General features: G+C 74.8%; 10 protein-coding genes. All 10 read left to right on the top strand.

The window, feature by feature from the left end; genetic code table 11:
* Positions 1 to 23 precede the first annotated feature (23 nt).
* Positions 24 to 743 (top strand): Crp/Fnr family transcriptional regulator, encoded by a 720-nt coding sequence (locus AB0D99_RS12345; protein WP_362359434.1) that lies wholly within the window; start codon positions 24 to 26, stop codon positions 741 to 743.
* Between the two features lie 76 nt (positions 744 to 819).
* A complete protein-coding gene (locus AB0D99_RS12340) occupies positions 820 to 1,617 on the top strand; it encodes a hypothetical protein (RefSeq protein WP_362359432.1) in 798 nt (265 codons plus the stop codon).
* Complete coding sequence (locus tag AB0D99_RS12335; protein ID WP_362359430.1) at positions 1,614 to 4,019, top strand: hypothetical protein; 2,406 nt, start codon at positions 1,614 to 1,616, stop codon at positions 4,017 to 4,019. The genes AB0D99_RS12340 and AB0D99_RS12335 overlap by 4 nt, the downstream gene beginning before the upstream one ends.
* A complete protein-coding gene (locus AB0D99_RS12330; RefSeq protein ID WP_362359428.1) occupies positions 4,016 to 5,278 on the top strand; it encodes a hypothetical protein in 1,263 nt (420 codons plus the stop codon). The genes AB0D99_RS12335 and AB0D99_RS12330 overlap by 4 nt, the downstream gene beginning before the upstream one ends.
* A complete protein-coding gene (locus AB0D99_RS12325; RefSeq protein WP_362359426.1) occupies positions 5,275 to 5,853 on the top strand; it encodes a Pycsar system effector family protein in 579 nt (192 codons plus the stop codon). The genes AB0D99_RS12330 and AB0D99_RS12325 overlap by 4 nt, the downstream gene beginning before the upstream one ends.
* Positions 5,854 to 5,858: 5 nt before the next feature.
* Positions 5,859 to 8,276 (top strand): vWA domain-containing protein, encoded by a 2,418-nt coding sequence (locus AB0D99_RS12320; RefSeq protein WP_362359424.1) that lies wholly within the window; start codon positions 5,859 to 5,861, stop codon positions 8,274 to 8,276.
* A 39-nt stretch (positions 8,277 to 8,315) separates the two neighbouring features.
* Positions 8,316 to 12,239 (top strand): tubulin-like doman-containing protein, encoded by a 3,924-nt coding sequence (locus tag AB0D99_RS12315; protein ID WP_362359422.1) that lies wholly within the window; start codon positions 8,316 to 8,318, stop codon positions 12,237 to 12,239.
* The gene (locus tag AB0D99_RS12310; protein WP_362359420.1) at positions 12,236 to 14,638 is read left to right on the top strand and encodes a hypothetical protein; all 2,403 of its coding nucleotides are present in this window, start codon (positions 12,236 to 12,238) and stop codon (positions 14,636 to 14,638) included. The genes AB0D99_RS12315 and AB0D99_RS12310 overlap by 4 nt, the downstream gene beginning before the upstream one ends.
* A complete protein-coding gene (locus AB0D99_RS12305; RefSeq protein ID WP_362359418.1) occupies positions 14,635 to 16,803 on the top strand; it encodes a hypothetical protein in 2,169 nt (722 codons plus the stop codon). Before AB0D99_RS12310 ends, AB0D99_RS12305 begins: the two co-directional genes overlap by 4 nt.
* Positions 16,803 to 19,163 (top strand): hypothetical protein, encoded by a 2,361-nt coding sequence (locus AB0D99_RS12300; protein ID WP_362359416.1) that lies wholly within the window; start codon positions 16,803 to 16,805, stop codon positions 19,161 to 19,163. The genes AB0D99_RS12305 and AB0D99_RS12300 overlap by 1 nt, the downstream gene beginning before the upstream one ends.
* Positions 19,164 to 19,184: the final 21 nt, after the last annotated feature.

Here is a 19,184-nt window from a genome sequence, read left to right as displayed (position 1 = left end):
TTCACGGGCGGGGGTGGACGGAGTTGAGCCTTTTCGGCCAGGACCGCTTCCTCCACGCCCTGCCCGAGCGGGACCGCCGGACACTCCTCGCCGAGGGGAACACCCACGTCTACGAGCCCGGCGAGGTGATGATCCGGGAGCGCGACACCACCGGGCACGTCCTCGCGCTCCTGTCCGGCTGGTCCGTCGTCTCGGTCGACACCGAGCGCGGCACCCGCCTCATCCTCGCCCTGCGCGGCGAGGGAGAGGTCGTCGGGGACCTCGCCGCCGTGGACCGCAGGCCGCGCAGCGCCACCGTCACCGCGCTCGGCCGCGTCGAGGCCGTCGCCATCACCGGCGACCGCTTCCGCCGCTTCCTCGCCGCCCATCCGCACGCCACCTCGCTGATCCTGCGGCAACTCTCCGCCCGGCTGCGCAGCGCCGACGTCGAGCGCCGCTCCCTCGCCTCCGAGACCGTGCTCCAGCGGCTCGCCGCACGCCTGGTCGAGCTCGCCGAGCGGGCGGGCCGACGCGCGGACGCCGGCACCGTACTCGAACTCCCGCTTCCCCAGCACGACCTGGCGGCCGCCATAGGAGCCACCCGGGAAGCGGTGGCCAAGGCCCTCCGGCTGCTACGGGAACAGGACGTCGTCCGCACGGCGAACCGCCGTGTGGTCGTCATCGACATGCCCGTCCTGATCCTGCTGGCCCAGGGCGGATCCCCCCACACGAAATCGGCGGAGAAACCTCCGCCGGGTGTGTAAACGGCTACATCGCCGGCCGCCGCGCGCGGCCAGGCTTGACCCGTCACCACGGCAACACGGCACACAGGGAGTCCGAGTGAGCAGTGCGGGAGCGAGCGCGGGAGCGATTCACCGCCTCGTCGTCTTCGGCGACGCGGCCGGATCCGGCACCTGGGGCATGGACACGAAGCGACGGATGCGCGCCGCCATGTACGAGGCGTTCGGCGAGGCGTACGCCGCCGTCGGCGTCGAACCGGGCACGGTCCACCAGGAGGACCGCGGCGACGGCATCCTCGGGGCGCTGCGCCCGGACGTCCCCCCGGCGCTCATGGTCGGACGGTGGATCGACACCCTGTACGAGAGCCTGCGCGAACACAACGCGGGCCGCCGGGACCGCCTGCGGATGCGGATCGGCATGAACGCGGGACTCGTCCTGGAGGACGACCACGGTCTCGTCGGCCGCGCGGTCGACCTGGCCTGCCGGCTCTGCGACAGCCCCACGGCCAAACAGATCATGACGGCCGCGCCCGACGCCGACCTGCTCGTCGTCGTCTCCGGCTGGCTCTACGACAACGTGGTCGTCGAAGGCGGCCGCTATGTCGAGCCGGGGCACTACCGGCAGGCCCGGGTGCGCTCCAAGGAGACCGACGAGACCGCCTGGTTCCACATCCCGCGCAGACCCGCGCCGCCGATGCCGCCGTTCGGCGGGCCGGACGGCGGGGACGGCCGTGGTGACCCCGAGACCGGCGGTGGGCCGACGCGGGGGGACGGCCCACCGCCCACCAAGCCCCCCTCCCCGGGCGACAGCTACCGGGCGGGCCGTGACCTCGTGGTGATCAAGGACAACACCATCCACGGCGGCATCACCGGAATCCGGCACGGGGAGGGCGCATGAGCGACGAGGACGGTGCCGCGGCACGCGACGAGCCCAGGGACGACGGCCGCTCCGCCGGGGGCGACTCCTCGGGCGCCGGCGGCGACCGGGCGGGCGGCGATCGGCACGGCGGCGACCGGCCCGGTGGTGACCGGGCCGGCGGCGACCGAGCCCCAGCCGACCGGCCCGGCGCCGACCGGGCCGACACCGCCGGGGAACAACAGCCCGAGGCCAACCCCTTCGACCGGGCCGGCCGCAGCCCCGTCGACGGCGTGGGCGGCACCGGCGGCGCCGGCACCGCACGCGCGGCGCTGCGCACCCTCGCACCGCGCCCCGCCGGCCGCAGCTACGAATTCGGCCGCGACGGCCAGATATACGAGGGCAACCAGTTCATCACCCAGTACTGGACGAGCCCGGGCGCCCGCTCGGACATCGTGCAGGGACGCGTGCCCGAGGAGACCCTCCGACAGCTGGACGACGTCTACTGCGAGGTCCCCGGCTACGTACGGATGAGGGAACTCCTGCGGGAGAACCGTCTCCTGGTCCTGTGCGGCGAGAGCGGCAGCGGCCGCAAGGCCACCGCCCTCGCCCTGCTCTCCGAACTCACCGACCACAAGGTCGCCCGCCTCGACCCCCGCCACCGGGTCGACGAGATCGAGACCGACGTCCTGGAGCGGGCCTGCGGCCACCTCCTGGAGCTGCCGTCCGACGACGCCCGCCCCGACCACGAGCCGCCCGGCGGCCGGGACGAGCCCCGGGACCGGGCCCGCCGCTCCCGCGTCCGTCTCTCCGAACTGCACCTCGACCGGTTCAGCCGGCAACTGCGCGAACAGGACGGGTACGGCGTCGTCCTCGTCGAGAGCGGCGATCTCGCCGACCGGATGATGCGCGGACGGTACGGCGTGTACTGCCCGCCCCCGCCCTCCGACGAGGTCCTCCACCGTCACCTGCGGCAGCTGCTGCGCGGCGAACCCGTCGGCGCCCTGGACTCCGCGCGCGACCTCGCCCGACAGCCCGAGGTGACCAAGGCCCTGGGGCTCGACGCGTTACGGCCGCGCGAGGCCGCCCGGCTCGCCGACCATCTGGCCCGGCGGCAGAAGGAGGAACTCACCCACGAGGAACTCCTCGCGGACTGCACGGCGTTCGTCCGGGCCCAGGCCCGCGCCTGGTTCGCGGGCGCGGACCGACCCGGCACCCTGCCCGAGGCGCAGCCCGCCCTCAACGCCACCGCGTTCCGCATCGCCGTCGCCGTCTTCAACGGCTCCGCCTACAGCATCGCCGCCGAGGCCGCCGAACTCCTCTCCTGGGAGCTCGGCTCCACCCTCGACCCCGAACACCCGGCGGGCAGGCGGCTGTTCGGCACCCACGCCGACAGCCGTCCGGTGCTCGCCCGCTCCGTCGTCGAGGACGGCGAGCTCGACCTCGGCCCCGCCAAGGTGCCCGTGCGGGCGATCCGCTTCCAGGGCGACGCGCTGGCCACCGCCGTCCTCGGAGAGGTCTGGCACGGTTACCACAACGTGCGCGGCCCGGTCTCCCGCTGGCTCCGCTCGCTGTGCGACGACGCCCGCCCGGAAGTGTGGGTACGCGCCTCCATCGCCGCCGGGGTGCTCTGCTCCTGGGACTGGATCCACGGGTTCGGCGAACTGATCGCCCCGATGGCGGTCACGGACGGCGCCGTACCGCGGATGGCCGCCGCCACGGCACTCGCCGAGGCCGCGCGCGACCCCCGCGTACGGCCGGCCGTCGTCGCCGTCCTGAAGGAGTGGGCCGGCGACGACGACCTGCGCGACGTGGTCCTGCTCGCCCACGGCTACGTGCTGGCCGCGGGCACCGTGAGCGGCTCGCTCGACGGGCTCGCGCGGGTGGTCCGCGAACGCGAGGCGACCGACGTGGACGTCCTGTCCTCGGCCGCGTTCAGCGTCGCGAGGCTCCTCGCCTCGGGGGAGCCGGAGACGGTGACCCGACGGATGGCCGAGTGGCTCGAGGACGGGCGGCTGAACCTCGCCAACCTGGTCCTGGTCACCATGGTCGACACCCTGACCTTCCGGACCACCCATCTGTGGGGTCTGCGCGACGTGCCCGAGCTCGAACCGCATGCCGCCCGGCCGCTGCTCGTCGCCCTCCTCGCCACCCACCCCGAACTCACCCCGGAACTCGGCGCCCTGCTGCGGCACACGCTCAACGCCGCCCGCTCGGGCGAGGTGGCACTCGACGGTCTGGGCAGCCTGCTGCGCCGGGCCGCCAAGGACGAGGAGGCGCTCGGACACGTCTGCCGGCTCCTGCCGCTGCTCGGTGTCAGCCGCCGGGACCGGGACCGGCTGCGGGGGCTGCTGAAGGAGCTGGTCGGAGACCGGGACCGGCCCATGGACAAACGCGCGGCGGGCCGGATGTGGGACGCCGTCGCGGAAGGAGCGACGCGATGAACGACCCGCGGCACCAGGCCCCCTCGGACGAGCGCCGGGGCCGGGAACAGGATCAGCGCGGCAACAACGGGGCCAAGGGCCCGCTGCTCCGCGAGCGCAAGCCCCCGTACAAGCGCGACAGCGGTCAGATCGCCGCCGTCCTGCTCTACCGCAACGGCGGCCACCGGGTCGTCTGGCCCGACCGGAACGAGGACACCGACAAGCCCCTCATGGGCTTCCCCTACACCGTCTTCGAGGTCCAGCTCGGGCGCAACGTCACCGAGTTCGAACTCACCCTGCCCGCCTCCGGCGACGGAGTCTTCTTCAAGGCCGCCGCCCGCGTCCAGTGGGAGGTCGCCGACCCGCACCTCGTCGTCACCCGGCAGGTCTGGGACGTCGCCGAGCTGCTGCGCGACGACCTCCTCGACGGACTGCGCGCGGTGTCCCGCCGATTCCGGCTCACCGACGCCCAGCGCGCCGACGAGGCCGTACGGGACGAGCTGAGCTCCGGACGCTTCAGCCTCGGCGCGGACCTCGGGCTGCGGACCCGGGTGCTGGTCTTCATCGACCTGGACGACGCCATCAAGGAGGCGATCGGCAAGCGGGACATGGTTTCCGTGGCCATGCAGGTGGACGAGCGCGAGATGGAGCAGCAGCGCCTCAAGGACATGGCCGAACGGCGGCTGGTCGCCGAGCGCGCCCGCGATCTCGAAGAGCTCTTCCGGCGCGGCGACCTCGCCCAGATCGCCCACCACATGGCGATGAACCCCGACAAGCAGTGGGACATCCGACGCGAGCTCCAGCACGAGAAGAGGGAGGGCCAGGCCGACTTCCTCGCGGTGTTCAACCGGCTCCTCGACACCGGTGTCCTGGAACGCCACGACATCGGCGAACCGATGTACCAGGTGCTGGAGTTCCTGCGGGAGAGCACCGGAACCGTCCTGAACGGAGTTGCCGGACACGTCCTGGACCCGTCCGGTTCGGGCCGCGGGCGGCCCGCTCTGGACCGGGGGACGCCCGAACCGGTCCAGCCGCCGTGGGACGCCGACGACGAGGACACCGACACCGACACCGACCGCCGTGGGGCCGAGGACGACCGGTACGACCGCCGGGAGACCCGACGGGGCGACGACCGGGGCGACGACCGGGGCGAGAGGGAACGCCCGGTGTACGAGCCGACCCGCGTCCAGTCCTCCTCCGAGCGGGACCGCGACGACAACCGGGGGCGGTCCTCCCGCTCCCGGCACAGCTCCGACTTCGACGACTGGGACGTCGAATGACCACGCCCCCGCCGGCGCCCGTCCCGCCCCCGGCGCACCCCGACCCGGCGGCCCCGACGCCCCCGCCCGCCCTCGACCCCGTCCACGCCACGCCGGTCCCGGCTCCCGACCCCGAAGACCTGCGCTTCATGGCCGACCGGCTCCTGGTCACCGTCCGCGAGGACATCGGCCGGGCCGACACCAAGGCGGCGATCCTGCTCTCCGGCGCCCTCGCCTTCCTGGCGGTGGTCTTCTCCCGGGACAACGGCCCGCTGCCCACCTCCGGCGCGGGAGTCGCCCTGCTCGTCGTCGCCGGGACGCTGTGGACGGCCGGGGTCCTGATGCTCGTCTCGGTGGTCCTGCCGCGCACCCGCATAGGCGCCGACCGCACCCTCCTGCGCGACCTGACGGCGGGGACGCCCCCGGACGCGCTGCGCGACCGGCTCACGGAGTCCGGCGAGGACGCCACCGGCTGGCTCCTCGAACAGGCGAGCGTGCACGGTGTCGTGCTCGCCGCGAAATACCGGTGGCTGCGCCTGGGCGTCTGCTCCCTCGTGCTCGGCGCACTGCCGGCCCTCTTCAGCGAACTGTGGTGAGAGAAATGCAGTGGAGAAACACCGCGGGCGTCCTGCTCCTCGCCGGAGCGCTGCTCGCGACGTCCGGCCCCACCGGCGCCGACGCGGCGACCTCGCGGACCCCCGCCCTCACGACCGCCCCGCCGACGGACGACGGCCCCGACCCGATCGACTTCGCCGTCGTCGTCGACCAGTCCGCCAGCCTCGCCGACAAGGACCTGGCCCTCGAGACCGAGGCGGCCGCGCTGCTCAGCCAGGGCGAGATATCCGAGCGCTCCCGGGTCACCGTCATCGGCTTCGGCAGCGCCGAGAAGGCCGGCCAGTCCCCGGTACGGGAGGTCTGCCCGCTCACCGTCGCCGACGCGGCCGGACGCCAGGGGCTCAGCGACTGCGTCCCGCGCCTCACCCGGCGCGACGCCGCGTCCACGGGCCCCGGCACCGACTTCCCCGCCGCGATCCGCCAGGCCGTCTCCCGGCTCACCGAGAGCGGCGACAAGACCACGCCCAAGGTCGTCTTCCTGCTCACCGACGGCAAGCTCGACGTCAGCGACAGCCCCGAGTACGGCACCGACAAGGCCAACCGCCAGGCCAACGGCGAGAAGCGGCTCGCCGAGGAACTCGCCCGCGCCCGCGCCGCGTCCGTCCAGATCTGGCCGCTCGGCTTCGGCGGCCGGATCGACCGGGCGGCGCTCACCGCCATGGCCGAGGGCGGCCACCGCGGCCGCTGCGCGGACCTGCCCGAGGCCACCCCCAAGATGCGGGTGGTCGACACCGCGGCGGAGATCGACAAGGCGCTCCAGGAGACCTTCGCCGCCGCCCGTTGCGCGCGGATCGCCCACGGCACCGTCGGCAAACCGCCCGCCGACCTGTCCGTCATCATCCCGCCCATCGCCACCGACGGCTCGCTCACGGTCGGCAAGCACGACCCCAAGGTGCGGGTGACCTACTACGACCCGAGCGGGCGCAAGGTGCCCACGCAGGGCGAGTTCGACGGCTCCACCTTCGAGGTCAGCGGGCAGGACGGCCCGGTCGAGGCGCTGCGAGTGAAGAACCCGATGCCCGGCCGCTGGCGCGTCCACATCGAGGCCCCGGAGGGCCACCGGGACCGCGAGGTCGCCGTCCGGGCGATCTGGCAGGGCCGGCTCCGCTCCGAGGTCACGCTCGACCCCGCCTCGCCGCGCGCCGGCCAGGAGGCCGTCGTCGAGGTACGGATGCAGACCCGGCGCGGCGTCGTCATCACCGACCCCAAGCTGCTGGAAGGCGTCAAGGTCTCCGCCGTCCTGACCGGAGCCGGCTTCACGCCCGTCACCGTCCGCCTCACCGACGACGGCCGCGCCCCCGACCGCAGGGCGGGCGACGTCCGCTTCACGGGCCGGATCACCGTCCCCGCCACCGCCACCGGCGATCTGACGCTCGTCACGGACATGGCGGCGCCCGGGGTCACCTCCGATCGCCGCCCGCTCAACACCACACGGTCGGAGGGCACCCCCGCCGTCACCGCCGGGCTCGCCGTCGACCGGGTGACCGTGCATCCCGGCGACACCGTGCGGGGCACCCTCGACATCACCAACAACGACAGCGGCCCGCACACCCTGCGCCTCGCCCTGAAGGACCAGACGGCCGGCTCCGACCTGAAGCTGTCCCCGGCCACCGTCACCGCGGAGGCGGGCCGCAAGACGAGGTTCGACTTCACCGTCACCGTGGGCAAGGGCACCCCCGTCGGCGAACTCGGCGGCCTGGTCGAGGTCCTGGACACCTCGGACGCCGGGCAGGCGCTGGACACCGCGTTCCTCGACGTGCGCGTCGAGGCACCCCCCACCTGGTGGGACCGCTGGTGGTGGGCGGTGACCGCCGCAGCGGCGGCCGTCCTGCTCGCCGGCGCCTTCGTGGGCATCCGGCTCCTCGCCCGCAGTCGCCGCAAGGACCTGACCGGGGTCCGGCTCGAACTCCTCCGCGACGGACAGTCCCTCAGCACGATCACCGTCCGCAGCGGCCAGAGCAGCGGCGGCGAGTACCTCTTCACGGTCGAGGAGGCGAGGGGCGCGGCACCCGCGCTGCGCCGGGCCCGCGGCGCCTCCTCCGCCCACCGGCTGCGCCGCACCGGCGCCGGCGAACTCCTGCTGCGGCCGAACGGCGGACGGGAGTTCTCCGTACGCCCCGGAGTGCCGGCCGGACTCGACGACTTCGAGATCGTCGTCGGCGACGGCCGCCGCACGGGCCGCGGCGGCGCACAGACCGGATCCGGGCGTCGGACCGACGGCGGCGGACCGACGCGGACGGAGCGCACCCCCGGTGCCGGCGGCTGGCGCGCCCGCGTCCCCCGCCGTCGTGCCCCCGCCACCGGCGACCGCGGCACCGGCCGGGACCGGAGCCGTACACCGGGCACCGACGAGGGCCGCGCGGAGCAGCCCACGACCACCAGCACATGGGACCCGAACTTCTGACCGGACCAGGCATCACTGGGTCCCAAGGGGAGACACGACATGAAGATCTACCAGCCCATGCTCTTCGTCGGCCTGGGCGGCACCGGCGCACGCATCGGCAACGAACTCGAACGGAGCCTGCGCAGGGAGCTGTGCGGCCCCGACGGCACCGACCTCGTCGACGGGGGGAAGCGGCTCCCCTTCCAGCTGCCCGAATGCCTCCAGTTCGTCTACGCCGACTTCAGCGAGAGCGACCTGCGGCAGCAGCCGCAGTTCCGGGCCAGGGGCACGGAGAGCCAGGCGTACGCCCGTACGTCCAGGGTGATCCGCGACCTGCTGCCGGCCGAGTTCGACTCCTCGCCCGAGGTGACCCGCATGCTGCGGATCGCCCTCCACGAGGAGACCCGGTCCTGGCTGCCGCCGCAGGCCCGGCAGCCCCGGGTCGCCCCCCTCCACGACGGCGCGGGCCAGCTGCCGACCGTCGGCCGCGCCGCGCTCTTCGCGACGATGCGCTCCGGTCTCGAACCGGTCCTGCGCCAGCTGCGCGAGGCGATCAGCGCCATCGGCACCGCGGCCGGGGACCTCCAGCGGGTCGGCGGCGGACGGATCCGCGGCTGCGACGTCTTCGTCGCCTTCTCGGTGGCCGGCGGCACCGGAGCGGGCATCTTCTACGACTTCCTCCACCTCATCGGGCACGAGTTCCGCCACGCCAAGGTGCGCGGGGTGAAGATCTATCCGCTCGTCGTCATGCCCTCCGCGTTCCCGCCCGAGGCGGGTGGCGGCCGGGAGGCCGAACTCAACGCGGCCCGCGCCCTGGTGGACCTCTCGCGGCTCGTCGACGACCAGAACGTGCCGGATGCGCTCGACGAGGTCGGCGACATCGGGCAGCGCAGCCGGATCAGCGTCCACTACCCGGGCGAGGGCGTCGTCGCGCTGCGCCCCTCGACCGTGCAGACCGCCTTCCTCTTCTCCAAGCCGTCGGTGATCAGGCCCGAGGACCTGCGCCGCTCCATCACGGCCATGGTGATGTCGCTCATCGGCACCGAACTCGGCGAGGACACCGGATCGGGCAACCACGGCGGCGACGACGACTACCAGTCCTTCGCCGCCAGCTTCGTCAACAAGAGCGTGGAGCGCTCCACGCCCGCCCGCACCGGCATCGGCTACCGAGGCATGTCCAGCAGCCTCGCCGCCTCCCTCACCGTGCCGGTCGACGACCTCGCCGAGATCGTCGCCGCCCGTCTCCTCGCCCAGGCCGTCCGTGGCATGACCGAGAAGGCCCGCCGGCCCTCCACCGAGTCCCCCGAACTCGTACGGGAGCTCTTCAACCGATCCGGCATCGGCCGGCTGTGGACCCGCGAGGCCCCGGACGTTCCCGACCCCGAGGAACTCCCGCGCGGGAACCGGGCGATCGCCAAGGCGCTGCGGGACCGGCTCGGCGACATGGAGGACTCGCTCGCCCGCCTCGAAGGCCAGCTCGACCGCGAAGTCCCGCGCCTCACCGAGGAGTTCAAACCGAGCACCGGAGCCCGTGAACTGCTCGACAAGATCGGGCCCTTCCAGCTGGAGGCCGTTCTCAACGGGCTGCCCGGCCACCCCGACCGGGTCGCCAGGGAAGGCTTCACCGGAATGCTCGACAACCGGCGCAACATCCCCGAACGGCCCGCCCACGTCCAGAACGCGTCCCCCGTGATCCCGCACATCAAGCGCAGCGCCGCCGGCCTCGTACCGGCGCGCTGGACCGATCCCGACGTCCAGGACGTCCTGGCCGAACAGCAGGACTGGTACCAGTGGCGGGCGCGCAAACTGTGGCACGGCGGCTGGGAGGCCGGCGAGCCGCAGTGGCGCGACGCGCTGCACCGGATCGTCCACGACCTCGGCGAGCTGACCAAGGCGCTCCGCGTCCACGAGCAGGACGAGGGCCGGCTCTTCGCCGACCGCAGGCGCGAGCTCTATCGCGACGACCGCACCGGCATCACCTACCTGCTGCCGCCGCAGAACAGCCTGCGCGCCTTCTACGACGACGTCCTCGACCGGCTCGCGCAGAGCGAACGGCTGCCCGAGAACGTCGACGCCGCCACCCTCCTCGGCCGACTGGTCCGCCCCGAGGACTGGCGCGCGGCCCTGGACGCCGTCCGCCACTCGCCGGGCGCCCCGGTCAAGGTGATCAAGCAGGTCGTCGAGCAGCGCGTCAAGCGGCTCTTCGGCGAGGCCAACGAGGACCGGTACACTCGGCCGCTGCTGCCGTCGATGGAGCTGCTCCTGCGGGCCGCGTCCGGTGACGAGGCCGCCGAGTCGAAGATCGACGTCCGATGGCTGGAGCAGTTCCGCTCCGGCATCGCGGGGCTGCTCCCGCTGGGGTTCAGCCCGGACGGCAGCGGGCCCCTGAAGATCCTCATCGTGCACCCGGCGAGCGAGTCCGACGCCCGAGCCGCCGAGTACCTCGGCGAGGAGCTGAACCTGCCGGCCGGCGCGACCCAGGAGTACCGGGCCGTGGACACCGACTCCCTCACCGTGGTGCTGTTCCGCAGCGGGATGAACCTCACCGACATCTCCGAGGTCCGTGGCGTCCTCAAACTCTGGGCCGACGCGCGGGACTCGGCGGGCGAGGACGACTTCCTGCACTGGCGGCAGCGGCTCGGCTACCAGGACGACTGGCTGGTCTCCACCGAGGAGGACCGGCAGCGGATCCTGCACCGCCTGCTGAACGCGATGTGGAACGGACACCTCAGGATCGAGGGACCCGCGGACTCGCCGGAACTGGTCAGGATCCGGCTCCAGGAGGGCGAGTCCGCGACCATGTCGCTGCGTCTCGAAGGCTTCGACGGGGCCCTCTCCAGCTGGGCGGGGCTCCTGCGCGCCTACGAACGCTGGGCGCTGCTCGACGAGGGCCGCATCATCGAGGAGTTCTGCGATCGGCTGATGCGCGCGCTGCCGAAGGGCCTCGCGACGACGCCGTCGGGTCCCTCGCCGCTCTTCGTCCACTTCGTCGAGAAGGTCGCCCCGCGCCAGCTCGTCCTCATCGACGAACTGGCCGCGGAGTACGGCGAGGAGGGCGCGGAGTGGCTGGCGCCGCTGCGCCACTTCTGGGAGGTGACCTACCCCGGCGCCCTGGACAGGCGCTTCGCCGGGGCGGGCCGCGCCACCCGCCCCACCCTGCGCGCCCTCTTCGAGCGCCACGCCCCGAACGGCCAGGCCACGGAAGCCTCACGGGTGCCCGGGCCGCGCGACGCGTACGACCGTGAGCCCGATTCCGGGGACGACGACCGGGACCCCCGGTCGTCGTACGCCTCCGGCCGTCGCGGTTCGTACCGCGAGGAGCCCCGCGACGGGTACGACCGGCGGTCCTCCGACGAGCGTGAGGACAGGCGGTCGTACGACGAGCGTGACGAGAGGCGGTCGTACGACGAGCGTGAGGATCGGCGGTCGTACGAGCGCGAGCCGAGGTCGTCGTACGAGTCCGGCCGTCGTCCGTCGAACGGTTCCGGGCCTCGTGACGGGTACGACCGTGAGTCCGGTTCCGGGTACGACGAGCGGGAGCACCGGCCGTCCTCCGAGCGGGAGGACCGGCCGTCGTACGACGACCGGGGGGATCGGCGGTCCTCCGACGAGCGTGACGAGAGGCGGTCGTACGACGAGCGCGAGGACAGGGGGTCGTACGACGAGCGTGAGGATCGGCGGTCGTACGAGCGCGAGCCGAGGTCGTCGTACGAGTCCGGCCGTCGTCCGTCGAACGGTTCCGGGCCTGGGTACGACCGTGAGTCCGGTTCCGGGTACGGAGAGCGGGAGGACCGGCCGTCGTACGACGACCGGGGGGATCGGCGGTCCTCCGAGCGGGAGCACCGGCCGACGTACGACCGCGAGGAGCGGTCGGCGTACGAGTCCGCGCGAGAGGGCCGGCGCGGGACACGGCCCGCCGCCGAGTCCGCCGACGCGGCCGAGGCCACCCGCTACCCCTGGGCCCTGGACGGTGAGGAGGAGTGAGCCCTCGCGCGACCCCGGAGCACCCGGTGCCCGGTCATGCCGTCTGCCTCGACCTGAGGGGCGGAGGGCGCGACCCCGACGGCGCGGTGCGCACCGCCCTCGACGCGCCGCAACCGCGCGGCGAACGGCGCTTCCTCGTCCTCGACGACGCCGACCGGCTCGTCGCCCATCAACTCCTGTACGAACGCCTGTCGTCCCACGGCCCCGCGCGGGTCGTCTGTCTGGCCGTCGGTGCCCCCGGGCAGCGGACCCTGAGCCGCTCGCTGACACTCCGCCCACCGGGCGCGGGAGTGCTGTGGCTGCTCGACGACTCCGACGACGCCGCGCTGCGCCCGCTCGTCGACGTGCTGACCACCCCGGAGGTCTTCGACGCCGTGCTCCTCGCGCTCGCGGACGTCGTACGGGGCGTGGCGGTCCCCTCCGCCCGCGTCCTCGAGCACGACCTGACCGACGAGGCCCGGGCGCGCTCCTGGCGCCAGGCGGTCGAGGGCCTGGCCGGCCCCGACGTGCCGGCGCTCGCGCCCACCGAGGCCGTCCCCGCCGAACTCGGCGTACTGCTCGACGAGTCCGTGCCGCGCTCCCTCTCCGGTCACGACTGGATCCCCGCCCAGGGACGGGCCGGCATCCTGCTGCGCACCTGCGAGGAGGCCCTGGACGACGCCGTCGAGGGGTACACCTGGGTGCGGGGCCCGGCCGGCCTGCTCAGCGGGTCGGGCCGCACGCTCGACCTGCCCGGTGACATCGAGCGGGCCGCGGGCGCCCTGGCCCGTCTCCGTACCGCCGTCGCCGACGCCTTCGCCGCGGCGGGCGGCGCACGGCTCACCGCCGAGCACCGCGGGCAGCTGCGGGACAGGGGCATCGAACTGCCCGAGATGCCCCGGGAGATCTCGCGCGCGGGAATCGTCCCCGCGCTGCGCGACCACACCCACGACCTGATCGGGCGCGGCCTGCCGCTGCGCTCGGTCGCCGCCCGGCTCGCCGCGCTCTCGGCACGCACCGCTCCGGCAGGCAGCGCCGCCCGGCTCGCCCGGCTCGACGAGATCTGCGGCCAGGAGGAGAGGAACCGCCTGGCCGCGCAGCATCCGTTCACGGCCGGCGGGTCACGGACCGCCGCCCTGGCGGTCACCGCCGTCCTCGCCTTCGTGGCGGGGCTCTGGCCCGTCGCGGGCTGGGCACTCGGCCCCGCCGTCGGCGTCCTGGGCGCCGGCCTCGCCCACCTGATGCTGCGGCGCAGGCCCAACCGTTCCCCGGACGGACGGCTCGACGGCGGAGGCAGCACGGGCGCCGCGCCCCGGCTCCTCGGCGGCCTCGCCGGCGGCGCCGCCGGAGCGGGGGTGGGCCAGGTCCTCGGCCTGCCCCTCTGGGCGGGCGCCGTGGCCCTGGCCGTGGCCGTCTCCACCGTCGTGGCGCTCGCCCTGCGGGACTGGACCCGGGCCGTGGACGACTGGTGGTCCCGGGTGGACCCGGAGAGCGCCGGACGGGTGGTCCGGGAGATCCACGCCCTCGTCGTCACGACGGCGGTGCACGACTGGCTCTTCGCCGAGGTGCGCCACCACTGCTCGGACGGCGCGGGCGCCGTCGCCCGGCTGCTGCGCGGACTCGCGGCCACCGCGGACGCGTACGCGTACGCGTCCGGCGCCGGTGAGTCGTACGGGTCCGACGGCGACGGGGCGGGGGAGAAGCGCGCCGACGCCCCGACGACCGGCGCGTGGAGCTGGCAGGACTGGGCGGACAGCGCGGGGGACGACGCCTGGTCCGACGCCCCCGCCGGGCCGACCCCGGACTCCGCCGTGCCCGCCCCCGCTCCCTCGCGGGCCACGGGCGCCGCGCCGCCCTGGCTGGAACTCCGGCGCGGCGACGGGGGACCCGCCCTCGTGGACACCCTCGTCGCCGACCTCGTCGACGGCACCGTCCGCATCCTCGACAGCTGTTGGGCCGGGATCGAACGCGACCCCGGGAACGCCGGCCGGATGCGTCTCGACGACCGGCTGACGGAGCTGCTCGACGAGACCCGGGTCCGGCTGGAGCGGGACGTGGCAGCCTCGCCGCCGCCCGGCGCCGCGGACCGGGCCGAACGCCCCGACGCGGCCCGGCTCACCGGAGTGGCGCCGGACGCGGTCGCCCGGCTGCTCTCCGCCGACGACGACCCCGACCGCACGGTGCCGCTCTGCGGCCCCGAACATCTGCGGCTGCTGTCCCACGACCCCTCCGCCGCCCGGCAGGTCCGGTTCGTGCCCGAGGCGATGCGCCGCGGCGCCACCGGGGACGACATCTGGCGGGGCACCACCGAGGACGTGGTGTGGACCCGCGCGGGACGCCACGCGGGCATCCTGCGGCTCGTCCCGTTGCGCGGCGACGTGGTCCGCATCGTCAGGGAAGAAGGGGCGGGAACGTCATGACCGAGGCGGAAGCGCCACAGCGCCCCGGCCCGCAGGAGGAGCTGGAGTTCCGTACGTATCTGGAGGAGCCGATCAGGTTCGCCGTCCGCTACGGCGAGGACCGCAGGCTCCCCGGCCGTACCGGCGTGCTGGCCCGCCAGGTCACCCTGAGCAGCGGATGGCCGGCCCTGCAGTTCCGGCTGCCGCTCTCCGCGCAGGGCGACCCGCGGGCGTACGGCCTGCTCGAACGGGAGGTCTCCGCCGCCGTCGCCCTCGAACGGCGTTACGGAGCGGAGAAGTTCGGCGAGGTCTTCACCCGGGTGATCGGCTTCGACCTCGAATGCGCCGAGCCCTTCGTCCTCTACCGGACTCCGAGCGGTACGCCGCTCTCCGCGTGCCGGGACCGCCTCGGCGGTGACGAACAGCAGCACATCATCGCCCAACTGGCCCTCGCCGTACGCCTCCTGAGCGACGTCGAGCTGGTGCACCGGGCCATCGCGCCCGACACCGTCCGCTGGGACGGGACCCATGTGAGGCTCAGCGAGCCGTACGCGGCGCTGCGCACCGGGGAGCCCCGCGAGGTCTTCGGCGCGGCGCCCTGGGCCTCGCCCGAACAGCGCGCCGGACGGGGCGTGGCCGACAGCCGCGACGACCTCTGGTCGGTGGCCAGGCTCGGCTACTACCTGCTCTCCGGACACCCCGACCCGGGCGACGGGCCGCCCGAGGACCTGGGCGACTACCGGCGCCTCGCGGCGCTGGAACAGAGCGGACTCTTCGACGCGGAGGCGTCCGCGCGGCCGTCCCCCGTCGAACTGATGCGGCTGCTCCACGTCCCCGACCCCCTCGCCACCGCGGTCGGCACCGCCGATCCGCTCAGCCGGGGACGTGCCGAGTACGACGCCCAGATCGCCCGCAAGCGCGAGGCGTCGAAGGCGCAGGGGCAGGGCGAGAGGCCCTCGTCCACCGCGTACGGCCGTGCGGCCGCCTCGCCCGACGGCCCCCGCAACCCGTACGACCTGGTGCCACCGAAGCGCTCCCTGCGCGACCGACTCTTCGGCGGCGCCACCGACCCCTCCCCGCCACCGCCGCCTGCCGCACCGGCGCCCTCCCCGTCTCCGGCGCGGGGGCGGATGTGCCCGCACTGCCTGGTCCCCGTCGAGTACGACGAGCGCCTGCTCGTCACCATCGACGCCAAGGGCAACCGGATACCGCTCGACCTCAGCGGCGAGCACCGGCGCGAGATCCGGCAGGACGCCCTGCGCAAGGCGTACCACCTGTGTCCGCACGCCGGGAAGGGCGAGGAGGCGCACGAACTCCCCGTCCCCTATCTCACCAACGGCGAGCCGCTGTCCATCGCGCTCGTCGGCAGCTCCTCGGTGGGCAAGACCCATCTGCTCGCCGCCATGCTGGGCGAGGTCGAGCTCGGCGGCCTGGAGCCGTACGGTCTGAAGTGCCTGCCGCTCAACCCCGAGGCGCACCGCGCCTATCTGCGGGAACGGGTGCAGAGTCTGCAGCAGGGGCGGCAGTTGGGCCGCACGGGCCAGCAGACGTTCGCCCGGTTCGCCGACGGGCTGCTCGTCTCCGCGCCGGGCACGCTGCCGCGGCCCGTCGTCTTCTTCGACCTGGCCGGTGAGGACCTCGCCCAGGACGGGGAGGTCGCGCGCTTCCTGATGGGGGTCGACGCCTTCGTCTTCGTCCTCGACCCCCTGCGGGCGCTGCGGATGCCGTCGCTCGACCCGGTCCGCGAACAGAACGGCCTGCCCCGCCGGGACCTCGGCGACGAGGCGTTCACGACGGTCCTCAACCGGATCCCGCGGCAGAGCGGCGGCCTGGTCGGCGCGCCGGCGGCCATCGCCGTCAACAAGTCCGACCTGGTGCGCTTCGAACCGGCCGTCGACCGCTGGCTCGGCCGTGCGCTGCCCCGTCGGCTCGACCGGGAGGCGCTGCGCGCCGAGAGCCGGGACGCCTACGCGTTCCTGTCCCATCACGCGAGCGCCGCCTGGCTCAAGCCCTTCGACGACTGCGCGCGCTGCACGCTGCACTTCGTCGCGGCGACCGGCGGCGAGGCCAAGGGGGACCGGTTCCCCCACGGGGCACGGTCGCGCCGGGTCCTCGCACCGCTGCTGTCCATCTTCGCCATGTGCGGGCTGTTCCCCGAGGCGGAACCGAGCGAGGGGAGCGCCTGATGGCGCGGTCGGAGAACGAGGTCGACCAGATCGTCTTCCGCTGGGACGGCGAGAACGCCTCCGGCAGCACCGGCTTCGGCCCCGTGGCCTGGTCGGCGTCGCCCGACGAGGTGGAGACCGTCTTCGGGATCTTCGGCGCGGTGCTGCGGGCGAGCGGCGACGAGACCCGGCCCGCGCTGCTCAGGCTGCACCAGCGCGCGGGGGTCCTGCTGATCCGGCGTACGCCGTGGACCGACCCCGGAGGGCGCTCCTCCGTGATCTGCCACGCGCTCATCGGCTCGGCGGAGCTGCTCGACCCCGCCACCTGCCTGGGGCTGCACGGCTGGAACTGGGAGGGCTCCGCGCTTCCCCTCGCCGAGGTGCGCGGCACACTCCCCGTCGTCCCGGCGCGGGCGCTGGAGCGCGCGGCCGGTCCGATCGCCCTGCAGGGCGTGGAGTCGGAACTCATCGGAACCACGGCCGAGTTGCTGCGCGACCCGAAGGCGCGGTTCACCCTCCTCGACGAGCGGGGGGACACGGCGTGTCCCGTGCTGTGGGGGCTGCACGGCATGTTCGGCGGTCTCCTTCCCGACCGGCGGTGGACCTTCGCGAGCCATGACACCGTGGAACTGCCCGCGCTGCGCTTCGTGTTCGTCGGCCGATGGGCGGGCGCGGCGAGCCGGAACACCGAACGCCGTCGCGTCGACCCCCGCGAACGCCTGGGCGACCGTGCGGAGGAGACGGCTGCCCGACTGGTCCACCACCACCTGTGGTCCCTCTCCGAGGCCGCCGAACACCGCCCGCCGCGGGTCGCCGACGCCCTGGCCGCGGTCGCGGGCCCGGACGACCTCCCCTTGCTGGAGAGGGCGGAGCGCGCGCTGACCGTGCTCGACGACGCGAGGGCCCGGGGGGCGGGGGAGACCCGGCGCGAGCGGCGCCCGGGCGGTGCCGGGGAGAAGCCCGGGGGCGACTCGGGCACCCGCGCGGCACGGCCGGCGGGGAACCCGTACGCCGGTGGCGCCGACCGGCCGCGCGGCGGCGAGGCACGGCGCGAACTCCGCGAGGAGCGGGGCCCGGAGGGCGTCGCGGAGAGCGGCTTCGGGGACGGCTCGCGGGATCGCGGGGCGTGGCCGGACGGCGCGTACGACCGTGTCGGCGGCACCCGGGGAGGCCCCGAGAGCAGGGGCGGCCCGCGCTCCGCCGTGCCGGCGCCGGGGGACGCGTACGACGGGGGGTCGCCCCGCGGCGAGGCACGGCTGGGGGTCCGGCCGGGGGAGGCCGACGACGGCCCGGGGCCGCGCGCCACCGGCGGGACCGCTGAGGTCTCGCGCCCGCGCGAGACGTGGCCGACGGGGGACGGGTACGACGACGGCGGGGCGCCGCGGGACGGCCGGGAGCACCGGGAGTCCCGGGTACGCCGGGAGGCGTCCGGCCCCGGGGCGTCCCGCCCGGAGGGGCTCGCGCACGGCGGCGAACCGGACGGGCGCGCACCCCGGGAGGGCCGTGCGGCACACCACGTCGGCGACCGGCGGGACGTCGGTCCCGCGCCCGCCCACGACCCGGTCGCCGTGCCCGTCGTGGCACCCGCCTGGCGCGGGCCCGAACGGGCTGCGCGGAGGCGCTTGCCGCGGCCTCGGGGGCGGGCGCGGACCGTGGAGACCGGACTCGTCCAGCGGCTCGCCGGTCCCGTCGACGACGCGGAGGCGCGCGTACGGGCCGGCGGCGACGGCGAACTGCTCGACGCGCTCCGCCGGCGCCAGACCTACGCCGTCACCACCCTGCTCATGGGGGAGGTCGCCCGGCGTCTGCCGTCCTGGGACCGCCCCCTGCGCAGGGAGTTCCGTGACCTCGTGATCGGCCAGGAGCTGTTCGCGACGGCGCCTCGCTCCACCCAGCCCGGCGAACCGGGGGAGGCCGAACGCGCCGCCAACGCGGCGGCGTTGCACCGCTGGGCCGTCCGCCCCCTGCTCGACGAGGGCGACGTTCCGGCCGCCGCGCTGGCCGGGCTGCTGTCCGTGCTGCGGTCGAGCCCCGTCCCGGCCGCGCGGTCGGCGTTCCGGCAGATCGTGGACGACGAGAGGCCGGGGCTCCCCGAGGACGTCTGGCGGGCGCTGCTGCGCGAGGCGTACTCCCACCCGCACCCCCATCCCCCGACGGCGCGTCCGTCGCCCGGACCCCCCACCGTGTCCCCGCCCGCGCAACCGTCATCGCCACCGCCACCGCCACCGCCGCCGCGACCCGCTGCTCCGCCCCCACCGTCCCGGCGGCCCGAACCACCCCCGGGAGGCTCCTCCGGGGGCGACGGCAAGCTCGTCGTCCTCACCCTGGTCGCGGTGATGGTCTCCCTGCTCGCCGTCATCGTCGCCTACTACGCGACGTGACCTCGGCGGACCGCCGCGAGA

Source organism: Streptomyces sp. NPDC047971 (genome assembly GCF_040653355.1).
Taxonomy (GTDB): domain Bacteria; phylum Actinomycetota; class Actinomycetes; order Streptomycetales; family Streptomycetaceae; genus Streptomyces.
Note: the sequence above shows the minus strand (reverse complement) of the source record. Positions and strands in the feature narration are given on the sequence as shown.

Excerpts from the sequence above, each read along its gene's own strand:
- AB0D99_RS12305 (WP_362359418.1), top strand. The coding sequence starts at position 14,635 with ATGACCGAGGCGGAAGCGCCACAGCGCCCCGGCCCGCAGGAGGAGCTG.
- AB0D99_RS12300 (WP_362359416.1), top strand. The coding sequence starts at position 16,803 with ATGGCGCGGTCGGAGAACGAGGTCGACCAGATCGTCTTCCGCTGGGAC.
- AB0D99_RS12325 (WP_362359426.1), top strand. The coding sequence starts at position 5,275 with ATGACCACGCCCCCGCCGGCGCCCGTCCCGCCCCCGGCGCACCCCGAC.
- AB0D99_RS12320 (WP_362359424.1), top strand. The coding sequence starts at position 5,859 with ATGCAGTGGAGAAACACCGCGGGCGTCCTGCTCCTCGCCGGAGCGCTG.
- AB0D99_RS12330 (WP_362359428.1), top strand. The coding sequence starts at position 4,016 with ATGAACGACCCGCGGCACCAGGCCCCCTCGGACGAGCGCCGGGGCCGG.
- AB0D99_RS12315 (WP_362359422.1), top strand. The coding sequence starts at position 8,316 with ATGAAGATCTACCAGCCCATGCTCTTCGTCGGCCTGGGCGGCACCGGC.
- AB0D99_RS12335 (WP_362359430.1), top strand. The coding sequence starts at position 1,614 with ATGAGCGACGAGGACGGTGCCGCGGCACGCGACGAGCCCAGGGACGAC.